Origin of the sequence: Aeoliella mucimassa, from assembly GCF_007748035.1 — a bacterium.
GTDB lineage: Bacteria > Planctomycetota > Planctomycetia > Pirellulales > Lacipirellulaceae > Aeoliella > Aeoliella mucimassa.
This window is the reverse complement of sequence record NZ_CP036278.1, coordinates 2,037,245-2,056,624: the sequence shown is the minus strand read 5'-3', so window position 1 is coordinate 2,056,624 and position 19,380 is coordinate 2,037,245. Positions and strand designations below refer to the sequence as shown.

The 19,380-nt window shown below is 53.8% G+C and carries 10 protein-coding genes and 2 rRNA genes; 4 read left to right on the top strand and 8 right to left on the bottom strand.

Going from position 1 to position 19,380, the window contains the following annotated elements; genetic code table 11:
* Positions 1-66: 66 nt before the first annotated feature.
* Complete coding sequence (rpsO, locus tag Pan181_RS08260; protein ID WP_145246374.1) at positions 67-336, bottom strand: 30S ribosomal protein S15; 270 nt, start codon at positions 334-336, stop codon at positions 67-69.
* Positions 337-1,721: 1,385 nt separating this feature from the next.
* On the opposite strand from rpsO, the gene Pan181_RS08255 reads away from it, so the two are divergent.
* Positions 1,722-2,933 (top strand): PEP-CTERM sorting domain-containing protein, encoded by a 1,212-nt coding sequence (locus Pan181_RS08255; protein WP_145246373.1) that lies wholly within the window; start codon positions 1,722-1,724, stop codon positions 2,931-2,933.
* 86 nt (positions 2,934-3,019) lie between these two features.
* On the opposite strand, the gene Pan181_RS08250 is transcribed toward Pan181_RS08255, so the two are convergent.
* Positions 3,020-4,048 carry a glycosyltransferase family 8 protein gene (locus Pan181_RS08250; protein ID WP_145246372.1) on the bottom strand — a complete coding sequence of 343 codons (1,029 nt, stop codon included), beginning with the start codon at positions 4,046-4,048 and terminating at the stop codon, positions 3,020-3,022.
* 677 nt (positions 4,049-4,725) lie between these two features.
* Between Pan181_RS08250 and Pan181_RS25970 the strand changes: the two genes are divergently transcribed.
* A complete protein-coding gene (locus Pan181_RS25970) occupies positions 4,726-6,858 on the top strand; it encodes a methyl-accepting chemotaxis protein (RefSeq protein WP_197529040.1) in 2,133 nt (710 codons plus the stop codon).
* A gap of 31 nt (positions 6,859-6,889) precedes the next feature.
* Here Pan181_RS25970 and Pan181_RS08240 read toward each other — a convergent pair whose 3' ends face one another.
* Positions 6,890-9,058, bottom strand: coding sequence for a matrixin family metalloprotease (locus tag Pan181_RS08240; protein WP_145246371.1), 2,169 nt, complete (start codon positions 9,056-9,058; stop codon positions 6,890-6,892).
* A gap of 752 nt (positions 9,059-9,810) precedes the next feature.
* Between Pan181_RS08240 and Pan181_RS08235 the strand changes: the two genes are divergently transcribed.
* The gene (locus Pan181_RS08235; protein WP_145246370.1) at positions 9,811-10,521 is read left to right on the top strand and encodes a 3-keto-disaccharide hydrolase; all 711 of its coding nucleotides are present in this window, start codon (positions 9,811-9,813) and stop codon (positions 10,519-10,521) included.
* Positions 10,522-10,936: 415 nt separating this feature from the next.
* Here Pan181_RS08235 and rrf read toward each other — a convergent pair.
* The 4 genes from rrf to Pan181_RS08215 form a co-directional block, all read right to left on the bottom strand.
* Positions 10,937-11,045 (bottom strand): 5S ribosomal RNA (gene rrf / locus Pan181_RS08230).
* A gap of 142 nt (positions 11,046-11,187) precedes the next feature.
* A 23S ribosomal RNA gene (locus Pan181_RS08225) occupies positions 11,188-14,046 on the bottom strand.
* Positions 14,047-14,814: 768 nt separating this feature from the next.
* Positions 14,815-15,273 (bottom strand): hypothetical protein, encoded by a 459-nt coding sequence (locus Pan181_RS08220; protein ID WP_145246369.1) that lies wholly within the window; start codon positions 15,271-15,273, stop codon positions 14,815-14,817.
* Between the two features lie 88 nt (positions 15,274-15,361).
* Positions 15,362-16,843, bottom strand: a complete 1,482-nt coding sequence (locus tag Pan181_RS08215; RefSeq protein ID WP_145246368.1) for a diguanylate cyclase domain-containing protein — start codon at positions 16,841-16,843, stop codon at positions 15,362-15,364.
* Between the two features lie 333 nt (positions 16,844-17,176).
* Between Pan181_RS08215 and Pan181_RS08210 the strand changes: the two genes are divergently transcribed.
* Positions 17,177-18,133, top strand: a complete 957-nt coding sequence (locus Pan181_RS08210; protein ID WP_197529039.1) for a response regulator — start codon at positions 17,177-17,179, stop codon at positions 18,131-18,133.
* Here the strand turns inward: Pan181_RS08210 and Pan181_RS08205 are convergent.
* Positions 18,123-19,340, bottom strand: a complete 1,218-nt coding sequence (locus Pan181_RS08205; protein WP_197529038.1) for an Lpg1974 family pore-forming outer membrane protein — start codon at positions 19,338-19,340, stop codon at positions 18,123-18,125. The genes Pan181_RS08210 and Pan181_RS08205 overlap by 11 nt on opposite strands.
* Positions 19,341-19,380 lie beyond the last annotated feature (40 nt).

Below are 19,380 nucleotides of genomic sequence, written 5' to 3'. Positions count from 1 at the left end.
TGTCAACGCATACGCGTTGACAGTGAGAAACACCAGGCTGCTGTGATACGTCGCGAAACGAAGAGATTACTTACGAATCTCAAGCCGACGTAGCAAATCGAGATACAGCTGCGGATTGTGCCGCTTCACGTAGTCGAGCAACCGGCGACGGCGGCTGACCATACGAAGCAATCCCCGGCGACTTGAATAGTCCTTCGGGTGCTGCTGCATATGCTCGGTCATTTGGCTGATACGGCTGGTAAGCAGCGCAATTTGGACTTCTGGCGAACCTGAGTCTTCGCCCTTGCGTCCAAAATCGCCGATCAGCTGTTCTTTCCGTTCCTTCGTAAGCGGCATGCTCGATACCTATTATCTATCTCTGACTTTTACACAACAAAAAATACCGGTGCTTCGTGTTCCTGGCGTCCAGCCACCCCTAATGAGTCGCGCCCTGGATTTCTCCGACCCGATGGAGCCGGAACTTCCTACGGCTCTGGCATCACGGGGGGCGCTTCACTCCTTTTCCCAAGGGCCCGATGCCCTTGCATCATATAGGGTTACATTTGACTTTCAATCACACGTCGCTGCTAAGCCCAGTAGTTTAACGCGCATGCTGGCGGTCACAACCCCCCTGTCTGCAATTTTGGCAGGTTCACCCCGTCGCTAGCAACCTCTGGTGCCCGTCGCCGTTCAAGGCAGGTCGCGCGATACTTCGGCAGGCCCCGCTCCGAGCAGAACGAGGGCAATCAAGCAGGGCCGCGGAGAGGTGCGGATCTTGCTGGCACGCTTGAACAGGCGGGGAATCGCTCGTCGCTTTCGGTTGCGGGATCGAGGGGCAAAACGGCGATTCAAAGTGACCACTTTTCGCTGGAATTTGGCCACTGATGGTGTTCTAATGGACAGGTGATGTGGCTTTCGGCTATCAGCTCTCGGCTGTTGGCTGTTGGCTTTTTAGTGATTGGAGGTGATTGCGATGTGATGCTTGTTTTGAACTCGAACGACTAGCGACGCGCAGACAAAGGGTTGCCTGCGTGGACGTTCGTTGCTGCGCGTGTGGGTAACACGCTCGAAGTGGCAAGCCGAGATTCTTCAGTCGCCGGAAGCTCCCTCAGAATGACATCCGTAAGTCAGAAATCATCATTCAGAAATCATAAATCCCAAACTCCCCTGCCCCCCGAATCCTGAATCCTCCCAAGAATAGTTTCCCACCTATGGGAATCTATTTTGGGCACTTTCCGTGGAGGTGTTGATGCAACCTGTTACCTGCCAACGACTTGCGACTACGCCACACCGCGAAAATAGATTCCCACTCGATGCGTTCTTGGGAATGGGAATCTATTCCAGTGCGAAAACCACTGGTTTTGTAGAGTGCGTGCAGATTCAATTTTCCCATCGGTGGGTAAATTGGGAATCTATTTGCCCAGCGGTGGGAATCTATCCCTCCCAGCGGGGCGGGAGGATGCTATCGGTCGTGCGCTTCGAGTTCAATTTGCGATGCATTCCCCTCGACAGGCGACGCACGGCCAGCTCCCTTCCCTGGCGGGCAAACAGCAGACTGTCAGCCGCTTGGCGTTGAATGTGAATAAAGTGTTAAACCGCAACTGTTTGCGCTACTATCCCAGCCTACCTGGTATGACCTTGTAGAGGGTTTGCACGGTTAGCTTGCCCTCGTGGTTTGCCATTGGGGTGAACCGCACTGCTACTGATTTGCTTTCACGATTCGACAACCGGAGTAGTTTCTAATGCGTCGACAATTCACCTGGCTGCTCACGCTGGCAGCCAGCCTTTGCTTGAGCACCGCTCAGGCGACGGTTTTCTGGACCGGTGCGGTAGACACCGACTACGATACCGCTGACAACTGGGATTCCCTGGCGGTCCCCGACAGATCGGAAGAAATCGAGGTCGAGATCGGCACCCCCGTGCGAAACGGCAACTGGGACCGCGCCGCGCAGTCCGATTTCACCAGTTCGGGTAGCCTCACGGTCAACGGACGATTGCTGAACGCCAACGGCGGCGATGCCACGATCAATTGGAACAGCACCGGCACCCTGACCCACAACGGCGACTATTTCATCGTCGGTACCAACAGCACCGGGGCGATCAATCAGTCGTCCGGCACGGTCGACGCCACGATTAACCGCGGCTTCTTCCTGAGCGACGGCGGCGGGGTCAAAGGTACTTACCACCTGACCGGCGGCGAGCTGAACGTCCATTTCACCGGTTACTACAATTCGACCTGGTCCAACGAGTTCATCGGCCGCAACGGCGACGACTTGTTCCACGTCGATGGCGGTACCGCGAGCTTCTCCACCGCGTCGAGCGATCGTCGGCTGTACATGAACAACGACTCGCAGTTGTTGATCGACAGCGGTTCGTTCACGGCCGACGACTTCCAGTACTTCATCCTTGGTCGCGACGAAACGAAGGATGGCACCCCCACGGTCACCATCAACGGCGGCGAGCTGAACGCCAACATGGCCTCGGGCACCGCTGCGTTCATTGTTGGTGCTGCTCAGGACGGCTTGCTCGAAATCAATGGTGGTTCGCTCACCATCACCGGCAACGAGTTGTGGATCGGCGACGGTCTGGGGCAAGGCATCGTGAACCAAACCGGCGGCGACGTGCTGGTCGATGGATACGACATTTACCTCGGCCGTGGCGGCGATGCCAATAGTGATGAGTACAACATGTCGGGCGGAACGCTCACGGCCAGCAATCTGGTGATGGGCAGCGACACCTCGGCGGTGTTCCACTTCACCGGCGGCGAGATCTACCTGCTCGGCGACGACCGCAGTGTAGTGAACGAGAGCTGGTTTGTCGCATCGCCGAACGCCCAGGCGTTCTACGACGCCAGCACCGACATGACGACTATCACCATCGTGCCGGAGCCAACGAGCATCGCGCTCGCAGGCTTGCTACTCGCAGGTGGTTTGATGGTTTACCGTCGCAAGTAAACTAACTGCTCCTCAGTTTGAACTTCAACAGCAGGCAGTCGTCCCTCAAGACGGCTGCCTGTTGCCATTGATTGCAGTACACCAACTCAACGCGACCAACTAGAAAGGAATCGTCGACTGGCATATCGCAACCGTCGCTGCTGCGTTTTCAGAAACTCCAACATCGAGTGGGCGCTATCGAACTTAGGGGGTCGCCAGCCTGACCACTCGGTTCGATCCAGTACCTTAAAGAACTGCTTTCGACGGGGATGAATGCAGGTGATCTTCCAAGGTTTGAACTTCGTGGTGAAATGAATGATAAAAGGGTGCTCAAGCACCTGCAGATAGGTTTCGCGATCGTAATAGCTGCGATCCCAACGACTGAAGTTGTACACATTGGCTCCTTGGTTCCATCGAGGGTCCAGCATCCCCCAACGATCGGCCAGCACCACGTTCAGCGCGTACTGATCCCACCAGCGTATATAGGAGCGATTCTCCTCGAGACAATCCAACAACTGCTGCGACAGCGACTCACGACGCCAGCCATCGACATCCACGACCATCACGCCCGAGTTGAAATACGGCATCAGCGGATTGAGCCCTAGCTCCTGGTAGTTTTCGATCGGCATCGTCGAGCCAAGGTGAGGACAACAGTTCTCGGCGTTCTCGATCGCCAGCATGGCATCGATGTAGGGAGCAGCACAATCCTGTACCGCCAAGCAGAGAAACCCTCGCTGATCGCACTGCCAAAGCTCAGAAAGATCGCCGCAAACCAACAGGTCGCAATCCAGAAAGATCACTCGCGAAAGATGCTCAGGCAGTAACTTCGGCAATAGCAGTCGATAGTAGGCGACCTGACTCACATGCCCCCACACAGGAAGCTTGGCAAATAGCTGCTCATCGACGGAAAGCCAGTTCAACACAAACCGACCCGCTGGCCAGGACCTCTCGACGCGTTGCTTCGTCGACTCCTGAATCCCTCCATCGAGCACATAGATTTGAAGCTTACGCCCCTCGGCCAGATTCTCCAGCGCCGAACGAACCGTCACCGCCAGCGGCATGGCAAACGCTTCATCGGCGGCCAACACCACCACTGGATCCATGAAAATTACTGCTTGCTCGGATGGCTGACTCAAAACCAGACTCCCCACACCTATCCGCGTAGACACTCTCGAAGACACCGAGGCCGCTTCCAGTCCACTTCATCATGCGTGAAGCTCGCCCTTAAAGTCAATCAGTGCTACTCCGCTCGAACAACCTGGCAACCCACAACAAGAGATTCTTGATCGACCTAGTATAAGAGCACCGACTACAAACACCAGTAACCACCTGCACTTTAGCGAGTTCGTAACACCGGTGTGCCGCTGCGTTGCTCCCAAAGAAAACAAGCCTGTCTAAATGGTACTCTCGGCGCATCGGGTGCAGTAGCTAGAGTTTTCGATGGCATTCCTTGAGATGTGGTTTTACGAATACATCCCTTGAGGTACATAACTCAAAGCGTGGATCGCCATCGTCCTGCGGTGCTATCTGAGACAAAGAACGCACAGGCAAATGCTGGCATTTAACTCGACACCGGCACCCCATATGGGGTCTCCGTCGACGGGCAAATGCGGGGTAGGTACCAGCCTTTAGAGAACATTTTCCATTCGCAGCAACGAGCGTCAGCGTTTGCCAACTACAGCACGGTAGCGCTCACGGAATTCGATAATTGGAATAGCGCGTTCGGTGGAGCCCTTATCGAGAGCTCCACGCTGAGTGAACAGATCAGGCTGAGAGTCCCCCCTAACCAGAGAAGTGGAAGAGGCTAAGTACAATGACGTTTCGCAGCAAGATGATCGCCAGCTACCTGGCGTGCGGGATCCTGCCTGTGCTGGCAGCATCGTTATTGATCTGTGCCATTTCAAGTCGTGGACTGAATAACCTCCAGGACCACGTGAACCAAGGGCTTTACTCGACCGCCCAGGCGAAGCTTCGCGCGCAATACTCACTGAAGCGGTCGCACGTGGAGGACTACTTCGCTCAAATCCGCGATCAAGTCATCACCTTCGCAGAAGACGGCATGGTGGTTCACGCCATGCGGTCGTTCCGCACTAGTTTTGCGACCTACCGCCATGAAGCGGGCATCGACGACACGCGACTTGAAGAGCTTGGCCCTCAACTGCAAAGCTACTACACCGGAGACTTCAGTCGGGTCTACGCAGAGCAGAATCCCGACATGCCGCTCGATACTACTCAGTTGCTTGAACCGTTGGATCCTGACTCGATCGCATTGCAACATGCCTATATCAGTAACAACAGCAATCCACTCGGGTCGAAGCACTTATTGAATGAGTCGGAGCATGGCACGCAGTACGATCGGCTTCACAGCCGCATCCACCCAATTGTGAGAGACTATCTAGAGAAGTTCGGCTACTACGATATTTTCCTAGTCGACGCCGAAACGGGCGACATCGTTTACTCGGTGTTTAAGGAACTTGATTTCACCACTTCGCTGTTGGATGGGCCGTATGCGGAGACTAATTTTGGCGAATGTTTCCGCCTGGCACGCAAGCTACCAAAAGGCCAGTTTGCGATCGTCGACTTCGAACAGTACACCCCCTCGTACGAAGCCCCAGCCAGTTTCATTGCGTCGCCTATCTACGATGGTTCTGAACTGATCGGCGTAGCAATGTTTCAAATGCCGGTCGATCGCATTGTGGGTATCTTCAGCAATCGTGAAGGTCTCGGCGAAACCGGCGAAACCGTTGTGGTTGGCTCTGAGCACCGCATGCGGAGCAACTCGCACCTTGATTCTGAATTCCACAATCTTGTTCAGTCGTTCAAAGATCCCGAGAGAGGCTCGATTAACACGGCCGATGTCGACCGTGCATTGCAAGGCGAAACCGGAGTGATGAAGATCACCGATTACCGCGGGATCGAAACCATCAGTGCTTACGGACCGATCGATTTCCTGGGACTTCGGTGGGCACTGGCTGCAAAAATCGACCAATCGGAAGTCGCTTCAAGCATCACCGACAGCGCCAAGTCAACCGAGTCGAACATCTGGTTGGTCACTATCGTTTCTCTCCTAGGTGGAGCCCTTATCAGTAGCCTGCTTGGCTGGACAATCTCTCGCTGGTTTTCCAAATCGTTGCTCGAGGTAAACGGTATCGCCGAATCGGTGGCGGCCGCCTCGCGGCAACTAGCCAAAGCCACTGCTGATCTTTCCAGCGGAGCCCAGGACCAAGCCGACAGCCTAAAACGCACTGCCGCCAGCCTCGAAGAGATGACGAGTACTATTCAACAGAACGCCGACAATGCCCAACAAGCGAATGAACAATCGCTAGGATCTCGCGACGTAGCCGAGCGGGGAGGATTGATTACCCAGCGTGCGGTAGACGGCATGTCGGAAATCAATCAGTCGTCTCGAAAAATTGCTGCCATCATCTCCACGATCGACGAAATCGCCTTCCAAACGAACTTACTTGCTCTGAATGCTTCGATAGAAGCAGCCCGTGCTGGAGCACAAGGCCGAGGCTTTGCTGTGGTAGCCGGTGAAGTTCGCAACCTGGCGCAACGCAGCGCCCGGGCTGCAAACGAGATCACGGAACTGATTGACAACTCGGTATCGAAGGTTGAAACCGGTTCAGTCCTGGTGACTCAATCGGGAACCACCTTGAATGAGATTGTGAGCTCGGTGAAACGAGTCACCGACATCATCTCGGAGATCGCGGTCGCTTCACGGCAACAAGCGGGTGGGATCGAACAGGTGAACCTCTCGGTGAATTCCATGGAACGAGTCATCCAAGCGAATGTAACTCAAACCGAATCACTCACGAGTACCGCCCAAACTCTGGCCTCCCAAGCTCGGCAACTGCAACGGGTAGTTGATCAATTCGACCTCAAGAAGCACCCGTCCCAGGCTCCTCAAGCGGAAGAGCAACAACTGCAGGAGTCACCCTCATAGCTGTGGCTGCTTGCCAGAAGTGTTTTGACGACTATCGGGAACGCGCACAGGCAATGCTGGCTAAACCGACGATTCCTAGCAACAGCCAAACGCCCGTCGGCTCCGGCACCTGTGCTTCAGACGGTCCAGTGCTGTCGAGAACCTGGCCGAATTGCGACTTCCAAACGTCGTAGTCAGCAGCATCCACTATGAAATCACGATTTCCATCCGCAGCAAGCTTCAGCCCTGTTGCCCCCAGGCTATCACGCCACAGGGTGTAGTCAGCAAGATCAACGATGCCATCCGAGTTGTAGTCGCCGGGAAGACTAGCCAGTTCGTAGACAACCTCTTCAAACAACAAATCACCGGAGTGGCTCACGCGGCGACTCTCCATCACGAAACTCAGTGTCAGATCTTGCACCCCATCGACATCAAACAGGTACCCCAGTTCCAACACTTCGTAAGGAGCCAATTCAGTAAGCATGGTACTGTCGTATTCAGCGACTGTTTCGCTGGTAGTGAAGGACTCTGCCCAGTTCTCAATTCCTTGCTTTTCCAGGCTCTCCCACGAATCGGCCAGCAACGATCCCGATTCCGACTGAATCGAGTAGCCGTTGAATTGGATGGTGGTGTTACTCTCGTTCGTTAATTTAGCTAGCCCGGTATCTGGATCTACAGAAAGCACCACATTGTTGAAAAGTGGGTCCCCTACAAAATTGACAACGCCATGCACGTCCTTGAATTCTCGCCCCTCACGTATGGTATACGAGAAACTCATCGACTCGTCGGCGTGAGCAGTACCAAAGGGTTCTGTAATTGTCGGACTATAGGGACTACCGATGGTGGCCTGACCATTAGCCTCAAGATTAAGCCCCGTCGACTGGGTTTGTTCGGCCAACATCGAAGCAGTAGCGGAAGTCTCACTGAAAGCTCCCACCTGCTGATCCGTTAAGCTGTTCCATGCTCCATCGCTAGGGTCGAGTGCATTGACTTGCGACTCCAACTCATAGGCAAAGATGCTGACTCGTTCGTTCAATTCCGACTTAATAGCCGCTGCCCCGGTCCGACGATTGATTTCGACCACTACCTCGGCAAGCTCCACTTCAACATCCAGTTGATAGAATTGATTCGCATCTTGATCGCCAACGACTCTTACGTAGTAGTCGTCGAAAGCGGAAAGCGAAACTCCCTCGGCAGATTCGCTTCCCCCCAAGCCGGTGCTGTTGATCGTGGTAATCAACGTAGCGCCCGGCCCGTAGATTTCGAGCGTTAAATCCGACTGCTGCGTTGCATCGAAATCGCCTTGGTCCGAAGTATGGTAAGACGGGCCCAGAGGAGTGATAGAAATATTGGCGAGCCCTGGCTTCAGGGTATTGAAGGTGAACCAGTCTTGATCGGTATCCCCGTCGATTCCCAGCCAGTCGTCGTCGAATTGCTCGACCACCGAGTCGATTGCATCGGTCCCCAACGAAATGGCTCCTGAGAATTCGAACTGCCCTAGACTGGTAGCTGTTGCAGAGCCATCGTTGCCGCCGCTCTTTTCACGCGGATCGCCGTAGAGACGGTTAACCCCATAGACATCGTCAAACTGCAATCCAAAAAAATGTGTTTGCAATCCACCTTCCATGATCGACTCTGCACCTACAGGGTCGGTATGGCCGAGCCCAACGCCGTGCCCACTTTCGTGAGAAATGAGATTCCGAAACGCCGCATACCCAGTAACCTGCTCGCCAGGCGTGGTGTCGATACGCATGTCGCCGCCGTTGGGATAGGTGTTATCAGCAAGCACATTCACGTTGGGGTTGGTATCGAATGCCTCGCCGCCAATCCGCATATCACCGAACTGACCGGTCGACCGCCCACGCTCGTCCTGCTCGGCGACGTAGACCATCGATATTCCCGAGACATAAGAGTACTGGTCGTAGGCATCCTGAATCGGTGCAAACCAGGATCGCTCGGTGAAAGTGTTTATTCTTGACTCCGTAGGCACGTTCCACAGGTTATCCATGAACTGCACGAGATCGCTGTTGTCTGATCGATCGTAGCTACTGCCATCTGGAACAATACTCCAGAGCAACGTGACAGGATCTCCTCGTTCGATACCGTTGCCATCGGATTGGGTACGAGTCCATCGTCCTCCCAAGTCGTAAGCATCGAGTCGGCTACCTGCAAACAAGCAACAACCCAGAGTCAGCAGTAGCACAGCACGCAGTATATTCATGATCGATAGGCCATCATGCCTAGTTCATCGAGGCGATTCGAGGTGCAGAGACAACACAGCTCGGCTCGATTCATCAGAAGAGTTATCGAGCGAAGAATCCAATTCCACTTGTTCCTGCTACAACGGTACCAATCCAGGCGCAATCCCACCAGATATGCACGCCAAAAACGGAATCCACGAGCTGACAAACCAAACAAGATTCGACGCGTACCCGCAGCTTGGCGGATAGCCACTCCCCCAAGAAGCCGCCAAGCACCAACAAACATGCGGCTATCAGCACGAGCCTTATCGGTTTTCCCCGTTCCAAGACAAGTCGGAGAAGCTCTACCAACTAATACCGATTTCAGCCCATTCGTAACGCGCAGGTTGACAGAATCTCCCGCTCTTTCGTGAACCTAGCAAGAGTTTTGCGCACCCGTAGATCCCCCTCTATAGAAAGAGGGGGTTGGAATACCGCTACTGAAGATAAGTTTGGTTGCTAGGCGAATCGCCCCGCTCCGACTATGGCCCCCTAGGAATAAGACGAACTAAGCCGACGACTCTGGAATACTGACCGAAAGAGTCGCGCCAGCCGTTACTTACCCGAACTTCAACTTCTGGATCTCGCAGACCAGCGAGACGCCAAGATATGGCAAACAACAACTGAATAGTTGATTTGCATCCCCCGAAAGCCCGGCGGTATGATACCGGCCGTGCTTGGACACTCTTTCTCCTGAACGCGAGGCTTTAAAATGCTACGGGCTCTTCGATCCATGGTTGCCGTTTGCTGTTTGCTAATCCTAGCTGCGTCTGTTGCGTATGCTGAGGAAACAGATACGGTATCCCTCTTCAATAGCAAGGATCTAACTGGCTGGCATGCTGACGTGCCAGCTTTAGACAACGATTCCGATGCAACAGGGCCATTTATAGTGCGAGACGGCAATCTTGTGAGTCTCGGCACGCCTGGTGGTCATCTCATTACCGATGAAGAACACGAAAACTACCGGATCCAGGTCGAATACCGGTTCGCCGGCAAGCCAGGAAACTGTGGGGTGCTCGTGCATGCTTCCAAACCACGGGCACTTTACGATATGTTTCCTCAGTCAATCGAAGTGCAGATGATGCACGAGAATGCAGGTGATTTCTGGTGCATCGTAGAAGATATCACCGTCGATAACATGGTCGAACGACGTGGCCCGAAAGACAAATGGGGCATCACCGAAGGCAAATCTCGCCGCATTCTCAACCTGACCGACGGATCAGAAAACAAAGTCGGCGAATGGAACACCATGATTATCGAATGCGTCGGCGACGACGTAAAAGTCTGGGTTAACGGCGACTTCGTAAACCACGGCTACAAATGCACTGCCAGCAAAGGGCATATAGCAGTGCAAGCCGAAGGCTCTGAGGTCGAGTTCCGTAAAATGGAGCTTACCCCTATCAAAGAACTAAGTGCCGACGATACGAAATGGGAAGAGAAGTAGCAGCTAATCACCCCCATCTTCTCCCTTATCGATGCTATTAGGTATTCCCACTCTAAGAAACGCCCTCCTCTGCTTCCTTCCGAAGCGAGGAGGCGTTGCATCTAGGACTCTCTAAACCACCTCCACAAAAAAGAATCAGTGGAACCACAGGTGGTTAGTAAAAATGCCCTGTTGAACGTCGTAAGACAACCGGCAGCAGACAGCAATAATACTGCTACCTAAAACTCGACGAGACCGTAACCAGCATCAGATCGTCATCCGCACTCTCAAAAGACAGTAGCCCCCCTGAGATACAGTACACACAGCCAGTAGCAACTGCTGTGGTGAGAACAACTACTCTCCTGACAAGTGACATTCGATCGCTGAAAACGCAAAAACCCCGTTAGAACCGAAGTTCTAACGGGGTTTTTAAAAAACCTGGCGATACCTACTTTCGCACTGGTAGGCACTATCATCGGCACCGAAAGCTTAACTACTGTGTTCGGAATGGGAACAGGTGTTTCCTTTCGGCTATGGTCGCCAGAAATCGACATGTGGGCTGCGAAACCGCACATGCCGCTTTGACTTGGTGATGCAAGAGTGGATGGAGAATAACTCTCCCTCTTTGGCCTTCTTGACTCGCACTTTCGACTCTCAATTGAGAATCGTCAAGAGCGTAAGATTAATGTGGCCAAGCGTTCGTCCGTTAGTATCGGTTAGCTGAATACATTACTGCACTTACACATCCGACCTATCAACCTGGTAGTCTTCCAGGGGACTTTCGAGCATTGCTCAACGAAACCTCATCTTGGAGCGGGCTTCACGCTTAGATGCCTTCAGCGTTTATCCTTTCCGACCTTAGCTACCCTGCCGTGCCGCTAGCGCGACAACAGGAACACCAGAGGGTCGTCCAACTAAATCCTCTCGTACTAAAGTTGAACCTCCGCAAGTTTCGTACGCCCACAGTAGATAGGGACCGACCTGTCTCACGACGGTCTGAACCCAGCTCACGTACCACTTTCATTGGCGAACAGCCAAACCCTTGGGAGCTTCTTCACCCCCAGGATGTGATGAGCCGACATCGAGGTGCCAAACCGCTCCGCCGCTATGGACGCTCGGGAGCGATAAGCCTGTTATCCCCGGAGTACCTTTTATCTGTTGAGCGATGGCCCTTCCATACGGAACCACCGGATCACTAAGCCCTACTTTCGTACCTGCTCGACTGATAAGTCTCGCAGTTTAGCACTCTTCTACCTTTGCGCTCGATGCCTGATTGCCAACCAGGCTGAGAGTACCTATTGGGCTCCTCCGTTACTCTTTGGGAGGAGACCGCCCCAGTCAAACTGCCCAACTGACACTGTCCGTTGCCTGGATTCACAGGAATCAACGTTAGAATTAAACCATGAACAGGGTGGTATTTCACCAACGGCTCCACCGACACTAGCGTGCCGGCTTCAAAGCCTCCCACCTATCCTACACAGTACATAGCTCAACCCAATATCAGCCTACAGTAAAGGTTCACGGGGTCTTTCCGTCTAGCTGCGGGAACGTGGCATCTTCACCACGACTACAATTTCACCGGGTCACTGGTTGAGACAGTATTCCTCTCGTTACGCCTTTCATGCAGGTCGGAACTTACCCGACAAGGAACTTCGCTACCTTAGGACCGTCATAGTTACGGCCGCCGTTTACTGGGGCTTCGGTCAAAAGCTTCGTAGTTAAACTAACCTCTTACCTTAACCTACCAGCACCGGGCAGGCGTCAGACCCTATACTTCCTCTTGCGAGTTTGCAGGGTCCTGTGTTTTTGATAAACAGTCGGAGGAATCGATTTACTGTGGCCCGCTCTCACGGGCATCCCTTATCGCGAACTTACGGGATCATTTTGCAGAGTTCCTTAACCAGTGTTCTCCCGAGCGCCTTAGACTACTCGTCTCGCCTACCTGTGTCAGTTTTAGTACGGTTAGCTAAGCTTCAACCCTTAGAAGCTTTTCTTGGACGTCCTTCCAGCGACTACCTCTCAAACGGAGTTCGGTTCCATGACTTGAATTATATGGGCGGATTTGCCTACCCAACATCTCGTCATGGCCCACGGGCTGATCTAAGATCCCCGATCGCATTCTGGACGCCGTCCCTCCATCGGTCCACTTAGCTAGCGCAGGAATATTCACCTGCTGTCCATCGACTACGCCTTTCGGCCTCGCCTTAGGAACCGGCTAACCCTGGGCGGAATTACCTTCCCCAGGAAACCTTAGGCTTTCGGCGGGCAGGATTCTCACCTGCCTTATCGTTACTCATTCCGGCATAATCACCTGTAGGCCCCAACACCGCTCCTTACGGTACGGCTCGTATCTGACCTACAGCGCTCTCCTACCAATCTATAAAGATTCTATGGCTTCGGTGTCGCACTTACTCCCGTTCATTATTGGCGCAGAATTGCTCGACCAGTAAGCTGTTACGCACTTTTTAAATGATGGCTGCTTCTAAGCCAACATCCTGGTTGTCACAGCAATTCAACCTCCTTAGTGACTAAGTACGACTTCGGGACCTTAGCCGATAGTCTGGGTTGTTTCCCTCTCGACCGCGAAGCTTATCCCACGCGGACTGACTCCTGAGATAATTACATCGGTATTCGGAGTTTGGCTCAGAGGGGTACCCCGCGAAGGGCCCGCCTCCAAATCAGTATCTCTACCCCCGATGCATAGTGGCTCAAGGCTAGCCCTAAAGCTATTTCGGAGAGAACGAGCTATCTCCTGGTTTGATTAGACTTTCACTCCTCCCCACAAGTCATCCCCTCGGTTTTCAACCCAAGTGGGTTCGGTCCTCCACGCGGTACAACCCGCGCTTCAACCTGCTCATGGGTAGTTCACCAGGTTTCGCGTCTACCGCCAACGACAAATGTCGCCCTATTAAGACTCGGTTTCCCTGAGGCTTCGGTCCGTAAGACCTTAACCAAGCCGCAGACGGTAACTCGCCGGATCATTATGCAAAAGGCACGCCGTCACCCGTTGCCTAAAAGGCCATAGGGCTCCGACCGCTTGTAGGCGTATGGTTTCAGGTTCAGCGCCTCCCCTAGCAGGGGTTCTTCTCATCATTCAGTCACCATACTGAGTTCACTATCGGTCATTAAGTAGTATTTAGCCTTACGGGATGGTCCCCGTAGATTCAGTCGGGATTCCACGTGGCCCGACTTACTCAGGTACCTCTCGAGAGATTGCTAGCTTTTGCATACGGGGCTGTCACCCTCTACGGCCTACCGTTCAAAGTAGTTCTGCTAGCCGGCAATTTTGTGACTCTCATGTGAAAGGCCCTACAACCCCGCGGAGGAAACCTCCACGGTTTGGGCTATTTCCCGTTCGCTCGCCGCTACTGAGGAAATCGATTTTTCTTTCTTTTCCTGTGGGTACTTAGATGTTTCAGTTCTCCACGTTCAACCAGGTATCTCGGGATCATCGCTTGTTTGTCAACTCCCCCAAGCTTTTCGCAGACTTCCACGCCTGTTCACTTAATGCCAAGACATCCCCCATACGCCCTTAGTAGCTTGGCCACATTAATCCAGCGCTCTTGCAACCAACTTCCAACGACCACAGATTGCGAATCCACTTAACTCGCTTCGCTGACCAACGCTGATGAAGCGATGCCGATGAAGCTTGGGAGATGAACCCGGGGACTGCAGTGCACAGAAGTGAGTGCGAGAACAAGAGATCAATGGGACTGCTTACTATGCCACCGCTTGGTTACACCCCGCAGGGTGAACGGTGGCGAGTAACTAGATCCACATTTTTACTTCCCTCACTCCAACGATATAAGGAGGTCTAATTGAGGGAAGTGTCCTGTCTAAGGACAAAGAGCTCGGAATGGAGACTCGCCAGCGTCTGCTGCAAAACAGACTTGGCTATCTCCAATTTCAAGATGCCACTCTTGCTTGTATCACCAAATTGTCAAAGAGCGATTCGCAAACTGCAACCAAACCCTTGCGGGCTCAGCCGCGGTCGGCTGAATCAGCCGGCCACATTCTGCCGGCTCTGGTTTACTGCCTTAAGGCTTCCGCCTCTCAGCACCAGGGAAACGCAAATACTACCAGCAGGTTTCAGAGCTGTCAAAGGGCCGGAAGGCATTTTTGACAAAAAACTTCTGAGGCTGGTTTCCGGGGTCTACTCTCTCACGGGTTGTGAGGAAAGTAAGTTCCGGAACTCACTACGTCGGCTCGAATTGTACGTAGACTTGAGCCAAGCACAAGTGGGTGGTGGATATATCGGCGAAACATTCTTTCAACGCGAGTGTTACGCCTTGTTTTTGCAGTCGTCCGAATGGGCTACTCGGTCTTTTGTTTGTCGATCCAGTAGGGTTCGAATCGCAATGCAAGCCAACCACCAACGACTGAGATCATCATGTGCTGCAGAGGTTCCAACATCTCAGCGAACCCTCTGACAAACCTACTTGGAAGTGTTACTTCAACTAGCAGCTGGATTGGCATGAACCGATAACTGCTGCTGACTGACAATCCCAGGCACACTAATGCAGCAACAGCGAAAAGCCGTGTCCGCCCTGATGCGCCTAGTGCTCCCGCAACGAGAAACGAGCTGTAGCAAATCAGGCCAAGGTTCAAAGCGAACAGGACACCCATCCAGAGAAGCCCCGGCAATACACCAGCCACTACGCAGGTCACGGCAACCAAAGCCATCAGGCCCAGCAGGGTCGCGGTGTTGTATTGCAGGCGACGAGCTTTCGGTCGCTTTGAATTGAGCACCGGAGGTGGTTGTGGATGTTCCATTGCTTCGACCCCATTCGCTAGACACAACATGAGCCTACGCTAACAGGCTCTGCGGTTCGCGAAGTAGTCTACCACAGAGAAACTCTGGTTACTCCGCGTCGAATTGGTACTGCAGCACTTTATCCGGCTCGCTTTGCTTGGCGAGGTCGTCGACTGCTCGACCGACAAGCGACTCCACGGTGTCCCCTGCTTCGAGTTCTGATACACCGTACTCGACTTCGAACTCAGGCACCTCGTCGCCCAACTGCTGACGACACTGATTCAGAGCCAAATTGATCCGCAGTGCAACCGACGAAGCGGTTTCCGAGTCGTTCTCGGGAAGCATCACAATCAGCCGACTATCATCGAGTCGGGCCAGGAGATCCATTTCGCGAATCGTGTTTTGGACCCCTACCGCAATCACGTCCAAAGTAGCTCGTGCGACGTCGAGACCATGTGTCTTTGCGATGTATTCGTAGGAGTTGGGCTCGAACACAACCAGGCTGATGGGCCTGCCAGTACGGGCCGATTCGGCCATTCGGCGGCGAATTTCATCGGCAAATTTAGTGCGACTTGGCAAGGTATCGATCAAGAGCGAGTTGGCCTTCTTTACTTTTTTGGTCGGCTCGTCGTTCTTCAGAAGTCGCGGAGTGAAAGGAATGTTCTCACCAGCTTCGTTCCAATGGCAGCAGTTGCGGCCAGCTTTCTTCGAAGCGTACAACGCATCGTCGGCGCGTTTCAGCAGATGAAAGACATCCTCCGAAGTGTTCCACTGTGCCAAGCCAATGCTGGTGGTAATCTGCAATTGCTTGCCTTCGTAAACAACGGTGAGCGACTCAAGGTCGGCACGGATCCGCTCGGCGGCCGTCTTGGCATCTTTCGCCGAAGTGGCCGGCATCACAACGGCAAACTCTTCGCCGCCGTAGCGACAAGGCAGGTCCATATCGCCGCATGTCTTCACCAGTTGGCGACCGACAGCCCGCAGCACTTCGTCCCCAGCCTGGTGGCCGTGGGTATCGTTGAACTTCTTGAAGAAGTCGATATCGAGAATCAGCATCGAGAACACGGTGCCTTTGCGAGAAGCTTCCGAATGGCGCCGGCGCATCTCGTCGTCAAACGCACGACGATTGGCTAAACCGGTTAGCGAGTCGGTGCGTGCTTCGGATTCGTGCAGATGGATTTCACGGGCCTGGGCAGCTATTTGCTCTTCGGCCTTTGCCAGGCGTTCTTGCAGTACTTCGTTGGCCGTGACGATTTTCGAGAGAGCGTCGACGAGCCCCGCACCAGTTGCTTCGACATCGGTGACGTCGAGCGACTGCAAACCAGCGGTGATTTCGCCCATGCTTTTGTTGTGTTCGCCAACATCACTAGCAACGTTGCCAGCCAAGTCTCGCAAACGTTCGGTAGCTAAAGCCGCGCGTTCGCGCTCCAGTTGCTTTTGCAGTTCGACTTCTTCGTCGAGACCGGTCTCGTGCGCAGCACGCCGCTTTCCGGTTAACCAGACACCGGCAACAAAACCAACAGCCAACGCAATGACTGCGAAGGTCAGATTCAATACAACTAACAGGCTCATGGAATCGGTGGAGGCCATCGTTCTCTAAGTATGTAGGAGCCAAAAGGGGAACCAGTGAGCCTCTTGCTGCCCCCCGCTCTAACTCGGAGTTGCAAACAGCAATCGACCACTGGCAATACTTCTACCGCAGAAAAGTAGGTTGCCCTGTAGGGGGGTCAACATTTTGGCCCGGAGGTTTTCGGTGATTCCACCTGCATCGATTCTGCCGCTTTCAATAAGCGATGAACTGGCCAAACTGCAGCTGCGATTTTCCGCATGCAACAGCTAGGTAAAAACTATGAATTACGCGGGGTTCACCGCATCTTTCAATCTTCCAGCTTTCACCTACACATAGCAAACCTATGGTTGGGCATGTCCAACTCTCGCCGCACAGTACTTGTTGCAGACAGCGACCCGAGCACTCGGGAACGCACCTTTCTTGCCTTTCAACAGGCAGGCTACAAGTGCGTATTGGCCGAGGATGGCCACCAGGCAGTGGCTCGGCTGAAAGAGGGTTCGTTTGACCTGCTGGTAACCGACGTGGTGCTTCCCAAGCTTCACGGGCATGCACTCATCGTCGAGACACTGAGCCAGTATCCCCAGCCACGGATTATCGCATTAAGCGACTTGGTAGACGCCCGGATTGTCCGCGATTTGCTCTCGCGGGGCATCGACGACTACATGCACAAATCGGTACCAGTGGAACTACTGGTAACCAAGGCACAATCGCTCTTCGATCTGGGAACTTGGCGAGCAGGCCAGATGGCAGCCACCGATGATCCGGAACCACAACTCACGACCTACGACCGCCTGGAACTAATCGAACAGCAACTACAGTTGCTGTCGGATTACTTTGCGGATCGGGTGGCGGATCTCTTTGAGCAGGAGTACTCCGTACCGGAAATCCCGCCAGGCTTGATGAAGTATATTGATCGACTCAAAGACGAAGAAACCGCCCAAAAAGAGGCTGGAATTTCCAGCGAAGCGAACACTCGCGGGGCGCATCGCGTCGACATCAAGGTAGTTGCTACAGCTTTTCAAGTAGACGAAAACTATGAGGCTGTTGACTTCCCAGTGAACGTCGTACTGAGTGACATTTCCGCTTCTGGCGTGCGACTTTTGCATACGCGGGCGATTCCGGCAACCGATTTAGTGGTTGCCTGGTCGTCGATTACGATGCCTCACTACATCTTCCGCATCCCGCTTTGCGTCACCCGATGCCGTCCCTCTGGACGCTTTTACGACATCGGGGGCCAGTTTGATATTCCGCAGGAATTAGAAGCCGACATGAAAGCCATCGCCGGAATGCATGGTACGGCTACCAATTAACGCCCACGCGAGTGCTGAGGCCAAAGAAGCCAAGCGTGCCATCTTGGCTCGAAGCGTTGCCGGCTCCGTCCCACATCTGACCTTCCATGGCTACCGAATAGAACGGCTGCCAAGGACGATAACGAACAATCGGTCCTTGCCAACGGTAGCCAATTTGCATCTCATAGATCGACAGAATGTCGTCGCTGCTCGTGGTGCTGGTGGTAGTCGCGGTGGTGGTGGAGATATCTTCTTGGGCTAGCAACGAACTGTCGTTGTCGCCAAACAAGAGCGATCCACGAGCCTTGCAGAACGTGCCCGATCGGCATCCAAGCGGACGATAGGCTTCGATTGCTACCGTAGGACCGATCCCCGAAATCGAATGGGTATAGGTAATTTGGTCGAGCAGCGTGGCAGTATCGTCGCTCATGGTCGCGTAGTAGCCTTGCTCCGCATAAGCGTATCGCAAGCCACCGGAGACTCCAAACTGCCACTTGCAGAACTCGGTGTTCTTTACCCCTTCGAGATCGATGGTATAGGCGTTCAGATCGGTATAAGCACTGAAGGTATCGGTGGCCGTGACCGACGAGATATCGACATCGGCGAACGTGGGATGAGTCAAGCTTCCCAGCCCCGACGAGGGAGGATTGCCAGTCGCGATGTTCGACTCGTGATCGAACTGCCACCAGGTGGCCCGCAGTCCGACGTCTCCGCCACAGCGACTCCAACCGAGGAAGACTCGGGGAGTAAACTCGAAATCGTAGTCGAAATCGGTCTGCGAAATCGTGGTATCTGCCGGAGTGGTATTCGTATCATCCGAGATGGTAAACGCAGTGTTGCTACCCAGGTGAGGTTTCACAAAGGTGGCTTCGAAACCTGCGTAGAGCACTGCTCCACGGGTCGTCATCGAGCCACAGATCGAGTCTCCACACACGGTGTCGCAGCAGCCGATCTCGGTGCCGCAGGCGGGCTCAAAAGGCATGTAGGCGGCTTCGCCTTCGTAGTACGAAGTTTGTTCAATCGCCGGATTCGCCATTGGCACCTGGCTTCCCACGTTCTCCGCACGATAAGACGGATCTTGCAGCCCAGCCTGGTACCTGGCTTCAGATTCGGCTTGCGAACGGTAGCGAGCATCTTGCTCGACTCGCCCGTTCACTGGGTTGTAGGCGGTACGCTGCGTTGAAGAACGCTGAGCATAGCTGGTCGTGGCGAAAGCCGTCAGACTCAAGGTAGCGAGTAAGAGAGTCAGTTTCGAAGTTCGGCGGCAA

Bases quoted from the DNA above. Each gene is read 5' to 3' on its own strand.
- rpsO (WP_145246374.1), bottom strand. From the start codon at position 336: ATGCCGCTTACGAAGGAACGGAAAGAACAGCTGATCGGCGATTTTGGA.
- Pan181_RS08255 (WP_145246373.1), top strand. From the start codon at position 1,722: ATGCGTCGACAATTCACCTGGCTGCTCACGCTGGCAGCCAGCCTTTGC.
- Pan181_RS25970 (WP_197529040.1), top strand. From the start codon at position 4,726: ATGACGTTTCGCAGCAAGATGATCGCCAGCTACCTGGCGTGCGGGATC.
- Pan181_RS08240 (WP_145246371.1), bottom strand. From the start codon at position 9,058: ATGAATATACTGCGTGCTGTGCTACTGCTGACTCTGGGTTGTTGCTTG.
- Pan181_RS08235 (WP_145246370.1), top strand. From the start codon at position 9,811: ATGGTTGCCGTTTGCTGTTTGCTAATCCTAGCTGCGTCTGTTGCGTAT.
- Pan181_RS08220 (WP_145246369.1), bottom strand. From the start codon at position 15,273: ATGGAACATCCACAACCACCTCCGGTGCTCAATTCAAAGCGACCGAAA.
- Pan181_RS08215 (WP_145246368.1), bottom strand. From the start codon at position 16,843: ATGGCCTCCACCGATTCCATGAGCCTGTTAGTTGTATTGAATCTGACC.
- Pan181_RS08210 (WP_197529039.1), top strand. From the start codon at position 17,177: ATGTCCAACTCTCGCCGCACAGTACTTGTTGCAGACAGCGACCCGAGC.